12 protein-coding genes and 1 pseudogene are annotated in these 16,430 nt (G+C 73.4%); 9 read left to right on the forward strand and 4 right to left on the reverse strand.

What is annotated here, in order from left to right:
* Positions 1-36: 36 nt before the first annotated feature.
* From B1L11_RS08345 to B1L11_RS08355, 3 genes are all read left to right on the forward strand, one after another.
* Positions 37-1,356, forward strand: coding sequence for an amidohydrolase family protein (locus B1L11_RS08345; protein ID WP_079313939.1), 1,320 nt, complete (start codon positions 37-39; stop codon positions 1,354-1,356).
* Between the two features lie 83 nt (positions 1,357-1,439).
* Positions 1,440-4,766: a BTAD domain-containing putative transcriptional regulator gene (locus B1L11_RS08350; protein WP_079313940.1), complete on the forward strand. Its 3,327-nt coding sequence runs from the start codon at positions 1,440-1,442 to the stop codon at positions 4,764-4,766.
* A gap of 70 nt (positions 4,767-4,836) precedes the next feature.
* Complete coding sequence (locus B1L11_RS08355) at positions 4,837-5,484, forward strand: hemerythrin domain-containing protein (RefSeq protein WP_079313941.1); 648 nt, start codon at positions 4,837-4,839, stop codon at positions 5,482-5,484.
* On the opposite strand, the gene B1L11_RS08360 is transcribed toward B1L11_RS08355, so the two are convergent.
* Together B1L11_RS08360 and B1L11_RS08365 are read right to left on the reverse strand one after the other, a co-directional pair.
* Entirely contained in the window at positions 5,451-6,092 is a 642-nt protein-coding gene (locus tag B1L11_RS08360) for a hypothetical protein (RefSeq protein WP_079313942.1), read from the reverse strand. The genes B1L11_RS08355 and B1L11_RS08360 overlap by 34 nt on opposite strands.
* Positions 6,093-6,243: 151 nt before the next feature.
* Positions 6,244-6,798 carry a TetR/AcrR family transcriptional regulator gene (locus B1L11_RS08365; RefSeq protein WP_218670966.1) on the reverse strand — a complete coding sequence of 185 codons (555 nt, stop codon included), beginning with the start codon at positions 6,796-6,798 and terminating at the stop codon, positions 6,244-6,246.
* 159 nt (positions 6,799-6,957) lie between these two features.
* Here B1L11_RS08365 and B1L11_RS08370 point away from each other — a divergent pair, with 159 nt between their 5' ends.
* From B1L11_RS08370 to B1L11_RS54605, 4 genes are all read left to right on the forward strand, one after another.
* The gene (locus B1L11_RS08370; RefSeq protein WP_079313944.1) at positions 6,958-8,007 is read left to right on the forward strand and encodes a zinc-binding alcohol dehydrogenase family protein; all 1,050 of its coding nucleotides are present in this window, start codon (positions 6,958-6,960) and stop codon (positions 8,005-8,007) included.
* 116 nt (positions 8,008-8,123) lie between these two features.
* Positions 8,124-11,438, forward strand: a complete 3,315-nt coding sequence (locus B1L11_RS08375; protein ID WP_079313945.1) for a BTAD domain-containing putative transcriptional regulator — start codon at positions 8,124-8,126, stop codon at positions 11,436-11,438.
* 136 nt (positions 11,439-11,574) lie between these two features.
* On the forward strand, positions 11,575-12,159 hold the full coding sequence (locus tag B1L11_RS08380; protein ID WP_079313959.1) for a hemerythrin domain-containing protein: 585 nt from the start codon (positions 11,575-11,577) through the stop codon (positions 12,157-12,159).
* A 105-nt stretch (positions 12,160-12,264) separates the two neighbouring features.
* Positions 12,265-12,630: a nitroreductase/quinone reductase family protein gene (locus B1L11_RS54605; protein WP_372974655.1), complete on the forward strand. Its 366-nt coding sequence runs from the start codon at positions 12,265-12,267 to the stop codon at positions 12,628-12,630.
* A 612-nt stretch (positions 12,631-13,242) separates the two neighbouring features.
* On the opposite strand, the pseudogene B1L11_RS08390 reads toward B1L11_RS54605, so the two are convergent.
* Together B1L11_RS08390 and B1L11_RS08395 are read right to left on the reverse strand one after the other, a co-directional pair.
* Positions 13,243-14,598: pseudogene (locus B1L11_RS08390) on the reverse strand (MFS transporter); the annotation flags it as partial.
* Between the two features lie 171 nt (positions 14,599-14,769).
* On the reverse strand, positions 14,770-15,381 hold the full coding sequence (locus tag B1L11_RS08395; RefSeq protein WP_079313960.1) for a TetR family transcriptional regulator: 612 nt from the start codon (positions 15,379-15,381) through the stop codon (positions 14,770-14,772).
* Positions 15,382-15,538: 157 nt separating this feature from the next.
* Here B1L11_RS08395 and B1L11_RS08400 point away from each other — a divergent pair, with 157 nt between their 5' ends.
* Both B1L11_RS08400 and B1L11_RS47970 read left to right on the forward strand, forming a co-directional pair.
* A complete protein-coding gene (locus B1L11_RS08400; RefSeq protein WP_218670967.1) occupies positions 15,539-16,207 on the forward strand; it encodes a serine/threonine-protein kinase in 669 nt (222 codons plus the stop codon).
* A partial coding sequence (locus B1L11_RS47970) for a hypothetical protein (protein ID WP_218670968.1) occupies positions 16,201-16,430 on the forward strand: 230 nt, incomplete at its 3' end. The genes B1L11_RS08400 and B1L11_RS47970, both read left to right, overlap by 7 nt.

Genomic DNA, 16,430 nt, shown 5'->3' on the forward strand with positions numbered 1-16,430 from the left:
AAAGAGGCATCACCTCGGACATCGAAGGAGCGAAGGATGCCTCTCACCAACGACCTGATCGTCACCGGCGGCCACGTGATCGGCATGGACCCGGCGGTGCCGGACGGCCCGGCCGACGTCGTCGTCCGCGACGGCGTGATCCTGTCGGTCGGCCCCGCCGCCGAAGCGTCCCCGGAAGCGGAGGTCGTGGACGCCTCGGGCTGCGTGGTGATGCCGGGCCTGGTCGACACCCACCGCCACACCTGGCAGTCCGCGCTGCGTCACATCGGGCTGGACTGGAGCCTGATGGACTACCTCGGAGCCGCGTTCCTCCAGTTTGGGCCGAACTTCCGGCCCGAGGACGTCTACGCGGGCACCCTGCTCGGCGCGCTCGGCGCGCTGGAGGCCGGGATCACCACGCTGGTCGACTGGTCCCACATCCAGAACACCCCCGAGCACAGTGACGCCGCCGTGGCCGCGCTCCGCGACAGCGGGATCCGCGGGGTCTTCGCCTACGGCTGGCCCCAGGTCGACCCGCTCGCCTGGGTGGGCGACCACAGCGACGCGGAGCTTCCCGCCGACGTCCGCCGGGTCAGGGACGTGCTCCGCGACGACACCGCCCGCGTGACGATGGCCCTGGCGGCGCGCGGCCCCGAGATGTCGGCCCCCGCCGCCGCCCGGCGCGACCTGCTGCTCGCGCGGGAGCTCGGGCTGCGGGTCACCATGCACGTCGGCTCCGCCGACAAGGTGGGCAGCGTCGGATGGCTGCACGACGAGGGCCTGCTCGACGAGACGATCACCCTGGTGCACGCGAGCGCGACCGGCGACGACGAGCTGAAGGCCGCCGCCGACGCGGGCGTGACCGCGAGCGTGTCGCCGTTCATCGAGATGACCATGCCCGGGCTCGGCACGCCGGCGACCGGCCGTCTCCTGCGGGCGGGCCTCGTCACCGGCCTCAGCGCCGACACCGAGGTCGCCTCCTCGGGAGACATGTTCACGCAGATGCGCGCGGCCCTGGCCCACCACCGGTTCACGCAGGACCCGGCGCCGCTGGCCGCCGCCGACCTGCTGCGCATGGTGACCGTCGACGGCGCCGCGGTGGCCGGGCTGTCCGCCGTCACCGGCAGCCTCACGCCCGGAAAGCGAGCCGACCTGATCGTGGTCGAGGCGGGCACCCCCGCCATGGCGCCGATGCTGGATCCGCGCGCCGCCGTCGTCCTCGCCGGCCACCCCGGACTGGTCCGCACGGTCGTCAGTGACGGCGTGGTCGTCAAGCGGGACGGTGTGCTCACCGGGCCGGTCGGGCGGGCCATGGACGCCGCGGCGGAGAGCCTCGCCCACCTCCGCGAAACCGTGCCCGGGGCGCTTCGCGCCTGAGAGCGAAGTGCTCTGCACCCGAAGGCGGGGTGCTCTCCCTCTGAGGGCTCAGGCTCGGCCGATGATCGTGGCACAATCCCGGCATGGCGGTCATGTTCCGGGTGCTCGGCCCGGTCGAGGCGTACGTCGACGGCGTCTCCGTCGACCTCGGCGGGCCGCGGCCCCGGTTGCTGGTGGCCCGCCTGCTGATCGCCAGGGGCGCGACGGTGTCGGTGGACGCGATCCTCGACGACCTGTACGACGGCACGCCGCCGCCGCGCGCCCAGAGCACGCTGCACAGCTACATCTCCAACCTGCGCCGGGTGCTCGAACCCGGCCGTGCTCCCCGCACGCCCTCGTCCGTGCTCGTCAGCCGCCCGCCGGGGTACGCGCTCGGGCCGCACGAGGTGGACGCCGACGAGTTCGTCCGCCTGGCCCAGGCCGGCGAGCCGGAACGCGCCCTGGCCCTGTGGCGCGGCATGCCGTACGAGGAGTTCGGCGACGTGCCCTGGCTCCGGCCGGAGATCGAGCGGCTCGCCGAGGCGCATCTGGTGACGCGGGAACGGCTCCTGGCGGGGCGGGTGGGCGACCCGCACGTGGTGGGCGAGCTGGAGGCCCTGGTGGCCGCGCACCCCCTGCGGGAGGGGCTGTGGGAGCTGCTCGCCCGCACGCTCTACGCCCTGGGGCGGCAGGCGGACGCCCTGGACGCGCTGCGTACCGCCCGGGCTCACCTGGCCGAGGAGCTCGGCCTCGACCCCGGCCCGGCGCTGCGACGCCTGGAGGAGGCGATCCTCACCCAGGACCCGGCCCTCGACGGCCCTCGCCCCCGGCCGGCGGGACCCTGCGGCGCGGATGGAGGCGGCACAGGTCGAAGCGGCACAGGCCGAGGCGGCGCGGGCGGACCGGCCGGAGCGGCAGGCCGTCGGCCGGGGGACGCAGCTCGACCGGCTCGACGAGCTGGCGCGGGACCTGGCCCGGGGAGTGGCACGGGAAGTGGCACGCGCGCGCCGAGGATCGCGGTGATCTCCGGCGAGCCGGGGATCGGCAAGACGTGGCTGGCGGAGGCGTTCGCGGATCGGCGGGCCGCCGAGGGCTGGCTGGTCGCCTGGGGCAGGTGTCACGAGACCTCCGGCGCGCCCGCGCTGTGGCCGTGGCAGCAGGTCGTCAGGGACATCGCCGCCCGGGTCCCCCCTTCCCCCGCGCAGGCCGCCGCCCTGCGGGTGCTGCTCCGCGACGCCGCCCCGGGAGACGACCCCGCCCCGGGGGCCGGACGGCCCGCCGAGGCGAGCGAGGCCCGGTTCCGGCTGCACCAGGCGACCGCGGCGTACCTGGAGACGGCCGCGGCCGACCGGCCGCTGCTCGTGATGATCGACGACCTTCAGTGGGCCGACACCGCGTCGCTGGGCCTGCTGTCCGACCTCGCGTTGCTGCTGCGCGGCGCGGTCGCCATCGTGATCACCGTGCGGTCCGGCGAGGGTCCGGCCGCGGTGTACGACACGCTCGGCCTGCTCGGGCGGCACGACGCCCTCCGCCTGCCGCTCGCCGGGCTCGACCCCGCCGCGGTCGCCGAGCTGTCGGGACTGCGCGACGCGGCGAGCGTTGCGGCGCTCGCCGAGCGCACCCGGGGCAACCCGCTGTTCATCCGCGAGACCCTCCGCCTGGCCGAGGACCAGGGCATCGAGAGGGCGCTCATCGGGGTGCCCGAGGGCCTGGCCGATGTCCTGCGCCGCCGCCTGCTCGGCCTGCCCGCCCGGCACCGCCCCGCCATCGACGCGGCGGCCGTGCTCGGCACGGGCGCGGACCGGCGCCTGCTGGCCGAGGTCGTCGCGGACGCCTCGGGCGCGGCCGTGGACGAGGCGCTCGACGCCGCGACCGCCATCCGCATCCTGGACGAGGACCTGCGCTTCACCCACGACCTGGTCAGGGAGACCGTCTACGCCGACATCCCCCCGCGCCTCCGCGCGGGGCTGCACCTGGCCGCGCTCCGGGCGCTCGAACTGCGGCCGGTGGCGGACCTGGCGGTCCTCGCCAGGCACGCGCTGGCCGCCGGGCCCGCCGCCGTGGCCGACGCGGTGCGCTGGGCCTCGGCCACGGCGGTGCAGGCGGCCGGGCGGCACGCGTACGAGGACGCCGCGCAGTGGTGGCGCCGGGCGGCCGAGGCGCACGGGACGCTGCCCGGCGCGGACCCCCGCGAGCACGTCGAGCTCCTGCTCCAGCTCGTCCGCGCGCAGCTCGCCGCCGGCCACGGCTTCTCGGCCCGGCAGACCCGGGCGGAGGCGGTGCTCTCGGCCGACAGGTCGGGCGACCCGCTGCTCGCCGCGCGGGCGCTGACCAGCCTGGACGCCCCGGGGTTGTGGAAGTTCTACACCTACGGCGACATCGAGCTGCACACCGTGCGGCGCATCGAGGACGCCCTCACCGCGCTGCCGGAGGGCGACTCGGAACTGCGCTGCAGGCTGCTCGGATGCCTGGGGATGGAACGTTACGACGGCTCTGCCGACCCCCGCTGCGACACCGCCACGGCCGAGGCGGTGGCGATGGCCCGCCGCCTGGTGGCCTCCGGGGAGGCCGGCCCGGAACTGCTGGCGATCACCTTGAACGCCCGGTATCTGGGCGTGCAGCTCCCCGAATACATGGCGGAACTCGACGCGATCGGCGAGGAGCTCACCGGGCTCGGGCTGCCCGGGTTCGAGCTGCTCGGCTACATGATCAGAGAGCGGACCCGGATCGACCTGTTCGACATGGCCGGCGCCGACCGGGCCGCCGAGCGGGCGGGAGTGCTGGTCGAGCGGCTCGACCTGCCCTGGCCCCGGTTCCAGCACCTGATCTGGACCGGGACCCGGCGCCTGCTCGACGGCGACTTCGAGGGCGCGGGCAACGCGTACGCCGCGGCGGCCGAGGCCGGGGAGCGGCTCAACCTGTGGCACACGAGCAGCACGCTCTCGTCGGCGCTGCTCACCCGGCACTTCGCGATGGGGGACTACGACGGCGCCGAGGAGTTGATGGCGCACTACTCCCCCTTCCCCGCCCACCGGCAGGTGATGGGCGTGCTCATCGGCGACTGGCGGGGCGACCGCACGGCGGCCGAGGCGGCGCGTGAGCAGGGCTGGCACCCGCTGCCGCGCGACTTCGGCGAGCTGCCGGGACTGTGCCTGCAGGGCGAGGCCCAGATCGTCGCGGGCGACCACGAGGCGTGCGCCCGCACCTACCGCAGGCTGCTGCCGTACGAGGACAGGATCGCCTTCGGGGCGGGGACGTTCTGCGCGGGGCCGGTCGGCTACTACCTGGGCCGGATGGCGCACCTGGGCCGGGCGGCCGGGCCGGAGACGGCGCGGGCGCATCTGGAGGCGGCGCAGAAGCGCTGCGCGGCGAACGGGCTCACCTGGTGGGCCGGCAGGATCGCCCGCGAACGCGAGGCCGTACGCGGATGACAACCGGCCGGGAAGCGGGCCGCAAGTGGACGTTGAGTGGCGGTGAAGGGGGCGCGGCCATCGTGGGGCCATGACAACACCGACGCAGACCCGGCGCCGTCCGGGCGACCCCGCTCCCGACCTCGTCACGTTCCTCGTCTTCCACGCCGGCCTGCGGCGCGAGTTCGGCAGGCTGGCCGAGGTCCTCGACCGCTGCGACCCTCGCGACGAGCGGCGCCGCGCGGTCGTCGACGAGCACCTCGCGCTGCTGCTGCGCGCCCTGCACCATCACCACACCGAGGAGGACGAGGCGATCTGGCCGCTGCTTCGCGGTCTCGTCCCGGAGGCCGCCGCGACGCTGGACCGGCTGGAGGCCGACCACCAGGAGATGGACACCGTCATCGGCAGGCTCTCCGGCGGCGGCAGGCCGGCCCGCGAGGTCGCGGCAGACCTGCGCACGCTCGACCGCCTGCTGAACACCCACCTCGATCTGGAGGAGTCCGAGGTCGTCCCGCTGATCAGGGAGCACGTCAGCGCGGCCTGGTGGGAGGAGTCGGGCAAGAAGGTCACCAAGAGCCACGGCCGCGATCTGCCGATGCTCGCCGCCTGGCTGCTCGACCTCGCCACCCCCGCCGACCGCGACCACATCTTCAAGACCGCTCCGGCCATCATGCGGATCCTCTACCGGCTCTCCTGGCGCCGGGTCTACGAGCGCCGGGTCTCCCAGGTATACGGGTGACAGGTGTACGGGTGACCCCGCCGGCGGCCTCCGCCACGGCGGTGCGGAGACCGCGCCAGGGTGGTCGCGCCGCCGAGGTCCGGGGAGATCCTGCGCGCCTCGCGGCGGACCCTGACGTACTCCTCGTACCCGTGGTAGCCCCGGTCGTCGGCGCAGGTCATTGCCGAGTATGAGGGGCTCGTCCAGACGCGGGCGTTGCCGAGGGCGGCGTCGGCGAAGCCCGAGCCGTCGCCGTGCCGGGCCTTGTCCACCGCCTCGGCGAACGCGAGCCATCGGGAGTCGCCGGGCCCGGGATCGGGGGCGAACCCGAACCACCGTAGGTAGGAGCCGGTCAGCTTTCCCCGGCCGAACCGCTCCGAGGTGACCGGGATCGGCGACCTGTCGGCCCGCGCGGTGAGGTCGCGCCACACCTTCCCGGCGTCCTCGCCGTGCAGGGCGCAGGCGGCGGTCTGCGCGCACCAGGCGGTGAAGCGGCCGAATATCCGCTGCAGGTCCCGGTAGCCCAGCAGGCTCTGGTTCGTCCGCCGGCGGTCTGGTCGACCACGCCGTCCAGATACATGGCGCGGACGCGTTTCCGGGAACAGCCGTAGATAGGCCTCGGCCGGCACCCCTCCGGCGGACTCGGAGAGGCCCCCCGATCGGACGTAGGGACATCCCCCCGCGGGCAGGAGGGAGCGCCGGAACGGGCGGTGTGTGATCACCGGGCGCCTGCGCGAGCGGGAACCGCGCCCGCCCGAGCGGACCGTATCCGCGGTACGGCTACCGCCCGGCGGACGGCCCCACGAGGAAGCGTTTGATCGCGTCGTCGATGAGCGCCTCGCCCTGAGACATCGTGATCCGCCGGGACGTGACGAGCGCCGAGATGCCCTGAAAGGTCGCGGCCAGCAGCAGCGTCAGCCGGCCGACGTCGCCCGCGTCATAGGCGCCCGCTCCGACGCCCGCGCTCATGATGCCGGTCATGATGTCGAACAGGCGCTCCGCGGCGCTTAGGACCGCCTGCGACGGGGCGTCCACCTTCGCCGCGAACATGAGATCGAGCAGTGCCGGCTCCCTCACGGCGAACCTCACGTACGCCGAGGCCGCAGCATGAAGGGCGCGTGCATGGTCGCCGGGCTCGCCGGCAGCAGCCTCGCGAATCTCGTCGGCGAGCCGGACGAAGCCCCGTTCCGCCAACGCGTCGAGGAGCGCACTCCGATCGATGAAATGACTCCGGGGGGCTCCATGACTGACGCCCGCCTCACGCGCCAGTTCCCGGAGGGACAGGGCGTCGATCCCACGCTCGCGCAGCACCGCCTCCGCCCGGTCGAGCAGCACGGCACGGAGATTGCCATGGTGGAAAGGCCGAGCGGTCACGACCTCATCGTACTGAATCTAGACATTGACTAGATACTAGACACTGTCTAGTCTGCGGGTGCGGCTCGCGCGATCCGACGACGCGGCCCAGCGATCGCCCCAGAGGAAAGAGACCTTGAGATGAGCGAGCAGAACATCGCACTGTGGCTGCCGAAGCGAGGCGCGCGCTTCGAGGTGGGACCCGCCCCCTACACACCCCCGGGGGCGAACGAGGTCGTCGTCCGAGTGCGGGCGGTCGCCGTGAACTTCATCGACGGCATACCGGGCTTCCTGTATCGCGTGGTCATGCCCTGGCTGACCTTCCCGGCCGTGGTGGGCTCGGATGTCGCCGGCGAGGTCGTCGAGGTCGGCACAGGCGTCACGCGGCTGCGACCGGGCGATCGCGTTGTCGGGCACGCGTTCGGCGTCGAGAAGTCGCAGAACCGCGCGGCGGAGGGCGCCTTCCAGCACTATGTCGTGCTCATGCAGCACATGGTCTCCCCGATTCCCGACTCGCTGTCCTTCGAGAGGGCCGCCGTGCTGCCGCTGGCGCTTTCGACCGCGGCGACCGGCATGTTCCAGCAGGACCACCTCGGGCTGGCGATGCCCGGCGCCGACCCCGTCGAGCGGTCGGAGACGGTGCTCGTGTGGGGCGGTTCGACGAGCGTCGGGAGCAACGCGATCCAGCTCGCCCGTAACGCCGGCTACCGCGTGGTGGCGACCGCCTCTCCGCGCAACTTCGACTACGTCAGGTCTCTGGGCGCGGCCGAGGCGGTCGACCGCCGCAGCCCCGCCGCGGTCGACGAGATCGTGGACCGGATCGGCGACAGCCCGCTCGCCGGCACGCTCGCCATCGGATCCGGGTCTCTCGCACCGGCGGTCGCGATCGCGTCCCGCACCACGGGCAGCAAGCGCGTCGCGTCGGCGCAGCCCGAGTGGCTCGTACGCATACGGCCCCCGTGGGCACGGCGACCCGGGGTGCGGGTGAGCGGGATCTGGGGCGGCACCCTCAAGGACAACGAGGTCGGACCCGCGATCTACACCGGCTTCCTCCCGACCGCGCTCGCCACCGGCGCCTACCGGGCCGCACCGGACGCGACCGTCGTCGGCCACGGACTCGCCCGCGTCCCCGACGCGCTGCGGCAGCTCCGGGGAGGCATCTCGGCGACCAAGCTCGTCGTCACCGTCTGAGCACGCGGCCGCAGGCGTGGCGGGGGCCACCGGTCCTGAGCCGGAGCGGGCCGCGCGTCGATCGGCGAATGCGGATCTATGCCGGGGACGGGAACGGTCCCTAAGCTCTCCTCGAAATGGTGCGTTTATGGGTTCTCGGCCAGTTCCGGGCCGAAGTGGGCGGGCGTCCTGTCGATCTGGGGCCGCCGCTGCAGCGGGCGGTGCTGGCGCGCCTGGTCTGCGCCGGCGGGCACGTGGTGTCGACCGACCGGTTCATCGACGACCTGTGGCAGGGCCAGCCCCCGCCGAAGGCGCTGGGCGCGCTGCAGGTCTACGTCTCCAACCTGCGCCGTCTCCTCGAACCCGGCCGCGCGCCGCGGACCCCGGCGAAAGTCCTGGTGACCGCTCCACCCGGATACGCGCTGCACCTCGACGCCGAGTCCGTCGACGCGTGGCGCCTCCCCACGCTCGTGAACACGGTGTCGGCCCTCCTCGCCGAGGGGGATCCGCCGGGGGCACTGCGCGTGGTCGACGAGGCCCTGGCGCTGTGGAGGGGGGCCGCCTTCGCCGAGTTCGGCGACGAGGACTGGGCGGTGCCGGAGGCGGCGCGACTGGAGGAGCTGCGGGTCCTGGCGGCCGAGTATCGCGCGGAGGCGAAGCTCGCGCTCGGCCGGCATGCCGAGGTGGTGCCGGAGCTGGAGCGGCACGTCGCCGACCACCCGCTGCGTGAGGACGCCGTACGGCTCCTTGCCCTCGCCTACTACCGCTCCGGACGGCAGGCCGACGCCCTGGCGGCGCTGCGCAGGACTCGGGCCAGGCTTGCGGAAGAGCTGGGCATGGACCCGGGACCTGCCCTGCGGGCGCTCGAAGCCGGCATCCTCGCGCACAGCGAGGCCCTCGACGCGCCGAAGACCGTCACCGCGCCCGCATCTCCGGCCCTGCCACCCGCCGCACAGGCAGCGGCCGCGCAGTCACCGCGCGCTCCGTCACCGGCCGCGCCGCCGCCCCGGATGATCGGCCGTACGGCGGAGCTCGCCCGCCTGGTCTCCGCCGCGGAGCAGGCCGGGCGCGGGTTCCGCGTCGCCTGGGTCGGCGGGGATCCCGGCGCGGGCAAGAGCACGCTGGCCGACGCCCTGCTGCGCCGTCTCGGCGACGAGGGCTGGCGGGTCGCGGTCGGCCGGTGCCCCGAGACCCTCGGCGGAGTGCCTCCCGCGTGGGCGTGGACCGAGGTTCTGCGGACACTGTTCTCCGCTCATCCCCCGGATCCCGCGACGGAGGCGCGGCTCGCGCCCCTGTTGAAGGAGGACTCCCCCGGTGCCGGTCAGTTCCGGCTCGCCCAGGCGGTGGGCGACTACCTGGAGAGCGTGCCGGGACCGCTGCTGCTCGTGCTGGAGGACGTGCATCGCGCCGACGACACGACCCTCGAGTTGCTGCGCCACCTGGGGGCCAGGCTGGCGGGCACCGCGATCCTGGTGGTCCTGACCCACCGGCCGTCCGAGGCCGGCGACGACCTGATGGCGACCGGAGCCGCCCTGGCCGTGCAGACGGCCGAGAACGTGACCCTGCGGGGGCTCGGGGAGGACGACGTCCGGCGCCTGCTGGTGGAACGATCCGGCATGGAGGTGGACCCCGGCACCGTCCGGACGGTCGCCGAGCGCACGGGAGGCAATCCGCTGTTCGTGGCCGAGACCGCCCGGCTGCTGGCGACCGACGGCGTGTCGGCGGCGCACTCGCTGCCGCCAGGGGTCCGCGACCTCATCCGCAGGCGGATCGCCCGTCTGCCCGCGACGGCGCAGACGACCCTGCGCAACGCCGCCGTCATGGGCCGGGACGCCGACATCGATGTGCTGGTCGCCGTGCAGGACGGCGACGAGGAGACCGTCCTCGACGGCCTGGAGGCGGGAGTGCTCGCCGGGCTGCTCACCGAGCCGGCCCCCGGCAGGGTCCGGTTCACGCACGTCCTGGTCCGCGAGACCCTCTACGAGGACATCTCCCGGCTGCGCCGTACGCGGCTGCACGCGAAGGTCCTCACCGCGCTGGAGCGGGTGCACCCGGGCGACGTCGGCGCGCTCGGCTACCACGCGCTGGCCGCCGCCACGCCGGCCACGGCGCGCGCGGCCGCGGAGTACGCGCGGAGGGCGGCCGAGCAGGCGTCCGGCGTGTACGCCCACAGGGAGGCGGCGACCCTGCTCGAGGGCGCACTCGAGGCCCTGGACCTCGCGACCGAGCCCGCGGACGACCTCCGGCTGGACCTGCTGTGCCGCCTGGTCTCCGCGCAGGCGAGCGCGGGTGACCTCGTACGGGCGGCGGCCACGCGCAAGCGTGCCCTGGCGATGGCTCGGCGGCTCGGCGACCCCCTCGCCGTCGCCCGCGCCGCGGTCGCCAACGACGCGCCCATGATCTGGAAGAACGACCCCGCTGCCGACCCCGACCTCGTGGACGCCATCCGCTCCTGTCTGCCGGTCGTGTCCGGCGAACCGCGCTGCCGGCTGCTCGCCGCCCTGGCCTACGAGATGGGCGGTCACGACGAAGAGCTCGTGGCGACCGCGAGCGCCGAGGCCGTCGAGATCGCCCGCGGCCTCGGCGACCCTCGCCTGCTGTGCCTGGCGCTCAACGCGCGCTACTGGGCGACGTTCGTGCCGGGCCACCGCGACGAGCTGGAGGCGATCGGGCACGAGCTGCTGGAGATCTCCGCCCGGGACGGGCTGCTCGGCTACCAGACCGTCGCTCACCACGCGCTGAGCATGGTCGCCCTGGGGCGCAACGACTGGGCCACGGCCCAGACGCACGCCGCGCGGGCGGTGGAATACTCCACCAGCGGCCAGTTGGGCCTCGTCCTGGCCATCATCGCGTTCCTCGACGCCCTTCGCCTCCTGGTGGAGGGAGAGTTCGAGCGGGCCGAGGCGGCCTACACGGTGCTGTCCGGCCGGATGGGAGAGGCGGGGGGCCAGAACGACGTGGTCTTCGGGAGCCTGGCCCGGTTCGTCGTACGCCTCGCCTGTGGCCGTGCGCACGAGTCGGTGGCCGAACTCGCCGCCGCCCGCGCGGCCATCCCCGACGAGATCGACGAGTTCTACGTAGGCGCGCTGGTCGCCGCCGGGCGTCTTGAGGAGGCCAGGTCCGCCTGGCCGGACCGCTGGCCGACCCCGTGGGTCTATCACACGATCAACGTGGTGCTCCGCGCCGGCACCGCGATGGCCCTCGGCGCCCGGGAGGTGGCCGAGGAGTGCTACCGGCTTCTCCTTCCGTTCCGGGGTGAGATGGCCGGCCTGCACACCGTCGCGATCACGCTCGGCCCCACCGGCCTCGTGCTCGGGCGGCTGGCGGAGTTCCTGGGCGATCCCGCCGCGGCGGCGGAGCACTACGCGACGGCCGCGGCCGTCGCCGGACAGCTCGGTTCGCCGCACTGGCGTGAGGAGGCGACGCGGGCGCTCGACACGCTGAAATCGTGAGGACGGCGCCGCCAAGTGGCCGCCAAACAGGCGTTTAGCGGGCGGGGCCACCGTGGTTCCGAGACCGATTCGGACATCATGGAGGCTCTCGTTGGACACGCCCGACCTCACCGGGATCCGTATCATCCACCGCGCCATGCGCGGCGACCTGCACCGGCTCCGCGCGCTCGCCGATGACCTCGACGCGGGACGCGGACGGGCAGACTCCGCCCGCGCCGCCGCCGTCGCCCGCTACGCGGAGGACGTCTGTGCGGCGATCCATCACCACCACACCAGGGAGGACGAGGTCGTCTGGCCGGTGATCGAGCGGTCGGCGGGCGCCGCCGTGGACCTCGCCGACCTCTCCGACGACCACTCCGAACTCGACCCCCTGCTCGACCGGGTCCGCACCACGGCACGGGCCTTCGCGAGCGGCCGGGGCGTCGGCGACCTGGCGGCCGCGCTGCGCACGCTGTCGGAGCTCATCGACGAGCACATCGAGGAGGAGGAGCGCAGGATCTTCCCGGTCATCGAGAAGTACGTGCCGGCAGCCGAATGGAAGGAGATGGAGAAGTCGCTCAGGGGCGGCGACCCGCGTTTCGAGCTCGCCTGGGTCGACCGGTACGCGAGCCCGGACGAGATGGCGCACATCCGCAAGCTCGCCGGGCCGGTCCTCAGCCTGCTGCTGATACTGCTGCGCCCCGGCCACCGGCGCCGCCAGCGGATCGTCTTCGGAAGCTGAGCGGACATGGCACGACGCTCCCGCCTGTTCAACCTGGCGATCAAGTGCATCTGCGACTGGCACGTGCGCACCTACCGCAGGACCGGCGGGCGCAGGCCCGCCACCATGCGCGGCATCCCCGTCCTGCTCCTCACGACCCGGGGCCGCAGGACCGGCCTGCCCCGGACCCGGCCGGTCGGGTACGGCAGGGACGGCCGGCGCTTCGTCGTGATCGCATCGAACGGCGGCGACGACGCCACTCCCGCCTGGTGGCTCAACCTGCGGCACGACCCCGTCGCCGAGATCGAGGTGGGCGGCGCCGGCGGGCTCACCGCGCTCAAGGTGCGCGCCGTCGAGGCCACGGGCGAGGAGTACGAGCGCCTGTGGCGGATGATGAGCCGGCGGCACCCCGTCTACGAGGGGTACAAGGGCATGACGCCGCGCCACATCCCGGTCGTGGTGCTCGACCCCCTCGACGCCCTTCCGGCGTGACCCCGGCTGCCGGTACGCCGGGATGGCGGCCGGCCGAGGACCGGCACGACCCGCCGCGCCTCCGCCCCCCGTGAGGACGAGGTGGGGGACGCGGCGGAGCGTCAGGGCTTCGTCGTGTCCGGCGCGGCGCGCTGGGCGTCGAACTCCTCGTCCGGGACGACCAGCTCGTTGCCGGCCAGGCCGGCCTCGCCGGAGACCGCGGCGAGCTCGGAGCCGAGCGACTCGTGGGGCGGCGGCGCGGTGCCTGCGGCCGACGCGGTCGGTCAGCAGCGACGACAGGGCGGCCACCAGGCACGCGGCCACGGCGAACCAGAAGGCGATGACCAGCCCCTGGTGGAAGGGGCCCGCGATGAGGTGCGGGAAGAACTCCTTGCTCGTCAGGTGGGCGCCACCGTCGGGCAGCCGGTCCAGGATGCCGCCGAGGAGCTGCCGGAACGGGTTGTATCCGAGGAACGCCGCGAACAGCACGGCGATCGGCGGCAGCTGGGCGATGCCCTCGGCCTGCGCGGCGGGCACGCCCTGGGCGACCAGCTCGTCGTGCATCGTGTGCGGCAGCGACTGCGCCAGACCCGCGATCATCAGGCTGAAGAACACGCCGATGGACAGGACCATCGAGGAGTTCTGGAAGGTGGCGGTCATGCCCGCGCCGACGCCGCGGGACTCCGCCGGGACCGAGTTCATGATCTCCGCACGGTTGGGCGAGGAGAACAGGCCGGAGCCGACGCCGTTGATCAGGATGAGCAGCGCGAAGACGCCGTAGCCGAAGTCCGTCGGCAGGGCCATCAGGGCGTAGAAGCTCGCCGCGGTGACCAAGGCGCCGCCGACCGTGAACATCCGCGGCCCGAACCGGTCCGACAGCCAGCCGGAGACCGGCGCCGACAGCAGGAAGCCCACGGTCAGCGGGATCATGTAGATGCCCGCCCACAGGGGCGTCTCCTCGAAGCTGTAGCCGTGCAGCGGCAGCCAGATGCCCTGCAGCCAGATGATCAGCATGAACTGCAGGCCGCCGCGCCCGAGGGCGGTCAGCAGGCTGGCGACGTTGCCCGCGAGAAAGGCGCGGTTGCGGAAGAGAGCGAGCCGGAACAGCGGCTCGTCCACCCTGGTCTCGATCCAGGCGAACAGCGCGAGCAGCAGGACGCCCCCGCCGAGCGCGGCGATCACCCAGGGGTTGCCCCAGCCCATCACGCCGGTCCCGTACGGCTGGATGCCGTAGGTGATGCCGACCAGCAGCGCGATGAGGCCGACGGCGAAGGTGGCGTTGCCCCACCAGTCCATCCGCGCCCGGCGCCGCACGCCGTTGTCCTTGAGCTTGACGTACGCCCAGATGGTGCCGAAGACGCCGAACGGCACGGAGACCAGGAAGATCGCCTTCCAGTTCACCGGGGCGAGGACCCCGCCAATGACCAGGCCGAGGAAGGAGCCCGCGATGGCGGCGATCGAGTTGATGCCGAGCGCGGTGCCGCGCTGGCGTACGGGGAAGGCGTCGGTGAGGATCGCGGTGGAGTTGGCGAACAGCAACGCGCCGCCGATGCCCTGCACGATCCGCCAGCCGATCAGCCACATCGCCCCGGCGTCGCCGTCCATCCAGGTCAGCGACAGCATTATCGAGCACAGGCTGAAGACCGCGAACCCGAGGTTGTACATGCGGACCCGGCCGAACATGTCGCCCAGGCGGCCGAACATCACCACCAGCACGGCCGTGACGACCATGAAGCCCATCATCATCCACAGCAGGTAGCCCGTGTTGCCGGGGTCGAGCGGGTTCAGGTGGATGCCGCGGAAGACGTCAGGAAGGGCGATCAGCACGATGGACTGGTTGATCGTCACCATCAGGACGCCGAGGGTGGTGTTGGACAGCGCGATCCATTTGTACCGCGAGGACGGCGCCGACTGCGGCGACGCCCCCGCCAGGGACTGGTTCGCTACGGCCACGGAGTGGTTCCCCTCCTCTTGGTCCGTACAGCGCACGGCCTGTTTCCGCGCAGCGCGCGACGGACGGACAGTTAGTTAGCGCAACTAAATTACCCCGATCGGATGACATCGATGTTTCGCGGGCATGCGCAATGAAGGCCCCTATGGGGCCCTTAAACAGATTTGGGCGTTATCTGACCTGATTTGGGGCGACTGGAGGAGGCCGCGTCAGGACGTGAGCGCCCCGGCGATCACGTCGACGAGGCTGTCCACCACCGTGTCCCGGTCGAGCCCGGGGTTCTCCAGCCACCAGTCGCCGATCGCCCGCACCATGCCGACGAACGCGTGGCCGAGCACCCGGGCGCGCACCGGGTCGGCGACGCCCTCCTCCGCGAGCACCGCGCCCAGTTCCTCGCCCACGCTGCGGACGATGGCGGCCATCTGCGTGCGGGTGCGGCTGTCCTCGGCGCTGGCCCGATGGAACAGGAAGCGGTAGAGGTTGGGGTTGGCCGAGATGGTCTCCAGGTACGCCTCGATGGTGCCCCGGGCGCGGACCCGGGGGTCGGCCATAGCCCTGGCGAACTCCGGGCGCAGCAGGTCGATCACGACGCGCGTGTGGCGTTCCGCGAGCGCCTGGTAAAGGCCGCTCTTGTCCCCGAAGTGGCGGTAGAGGATCGGCTTGGTGATCCCCGCCTCCGCCGCGATCGCGGCCATCGACGCCTGCGGGCCCTCTCTGCGGATCACCCGGTCGGCCGCGTCGAGCAGGTCCCTGCGCCGCTCCGGGCTCCGGCCGCCCGTCGTGCCTCCCGTGGTGGTGCCTCCCGTCGTGAGCCCCGTCATGAGCACAGCATAGGTGCCGATTCCGCGTCGCCTGGATCAAGACCGGGCCCTATGGGCGATCACTCCGGTAATGTGCCGGACGCGGGTTTCCGGTCCGGAATTTTCCGGTCCGGGATTGTCCGGTGAACGGTTCCGCCGGGTCCTCTGGAGGTGCGGGGTGGGCGAGGCGGGCGGGCCGCTGGTCCCGGGTTACGAGGTGCTCGGCATCCTGGGCCAGGGAGGCTTCGGGGTCGTGTACCGGGCCAGGCAGCTCGCGGTGGGCCGCGAGGTCGCGCTCAAGGTCGACAACCGCGTGCTCGTCTCCGACCGCGACCGGCGCAGGTTCATGCGCGAGGTGACGTCCGCCGGCGCCTTGTCCGGACACCCCCACGTGGCCGACGTGTACGACGCGGGCGTGCTGCCCGACGGCCGGCCGTACATGGTGCTTGAGCTGTGCCCGAACGGCTCGCTGGCCGACCGGCTGCGCGACGCCGGCCCGCTCGGCCCCCGCGAGGTGCGCGACATCGGCATCAAGATCGCCGACGCGCTGGCCGCCGCCCACGCCGTGGGCGTCCTCCACCGCGACGTCAAGCCCGCCAACATCCTGGTCAACTCGTACGGCATGGTGGCCCTGTCGGACTTCGGGCTGGCCACGATGCGGGGCAGGGCGGCGCGGCGCGGGGCGAGGTGTCGGTCACGCGCGAGTCGCTCACGCCCGCCTACGCCCCGCCGGAGGCGTTCGACCTCACCGAACCCACGGCCGCCGGGGACGTGTACGCGCTCTCGGCCACGTTGTACGCCCTGCTCCAGGGCAGGCCGCCGCGCTTCCCGGACAGCGGCGTGGTGAACATCGCGGCCATCATGGCGCTGCACCGGCTGCCGATTCCCGACATCCCCGGCGTGCCCGCCGCGCTCACCGCCGTCCTGCGCCACGGCATGGCGACCGATCCGGCCCAGCGGATCGGGACGGCCGCCGGGTTGCGGGACGCGCTCCTTCATGTCGATCTCGAAGTTCCGCAACAACGAGGACAAGGGATACGCGCAGGCGACCTGCGAGGGGATGGCACCGT

Origin of the sequence: Microbispora sp. GKU 823 (assembly GCF_002027145.1) — a bacterium.
In the GTDB taxonomy this organism is placed as follows: Bacteria; Actinomycetota; Actinomycetes; order Streptosporangiales; family Streptosporangiaceae; genus Microbispora; species Microbispora siamensis.

What these genes read in the sequence shown, in the direction of transcription:
- B1L11_RS08345 (WP_079313939.1), top strand. Translation starts at nt 37, where the DNA reads ATGCCTCTCACCAACGACCTGATCGTCACCGGCGGCCACGTGATCGGC.
- B1L11_RS08350 (WP_079313940.1), top strand. Translation starts at nt 1,440, where the DNA reads ATGGCGGTCATGTTCCGGGTGCTCGGCCCGGTCGAGGCGTACGTCGAC.
- B1L11_RS08355 (WP_079313941.1), top strand. Translation starts at nt 4,837, where the DNA reads ATGACAACACCGACGCAGACCCGGCGCCGTCCGGGCGACCCCGCTCCC.
- B1L11_RS08370 (WP_079313944.1), top strand. Translation starts at nt 6,958, where the DNA reads ATGAGCGAGCAGAACATCGCACTGTGGCTGCCGAAGCGAGGCGCGCGC.
- B1L11_RS08375 (WP_079313945.1), top strand. Translation starts at nt 8,124, where the DNA reads ATGGTGCGTTTATGGGTTCTCGGCCAGTTCCGGGCCGAAGTGGGCGGG.
- B1L11_RS08380 (WP_079313959.1), top strand. Translation starts at nt 11,575, where the DNA reads ATGCGCGGCGACCTGCACCGGCTCCGCGCGCTCGCCGATGACCTCGAC.
- B1L11_RS54605 (WP_372974655.1), top strand. Translation starts at nt 12,265, where the DNA reads ATGCGCGGCATCCCCGTCCTGCTCCTCACGACCCGGGGCCGCAGGACC.
- B1L11_RS08395 (WP_079313960.1), bottom strand. Translation starts at nt 15,381, where the DNA reads ATGACGGGGCTCACGACGGGAGGCACCACCACGGGAGGCACGACGGGC.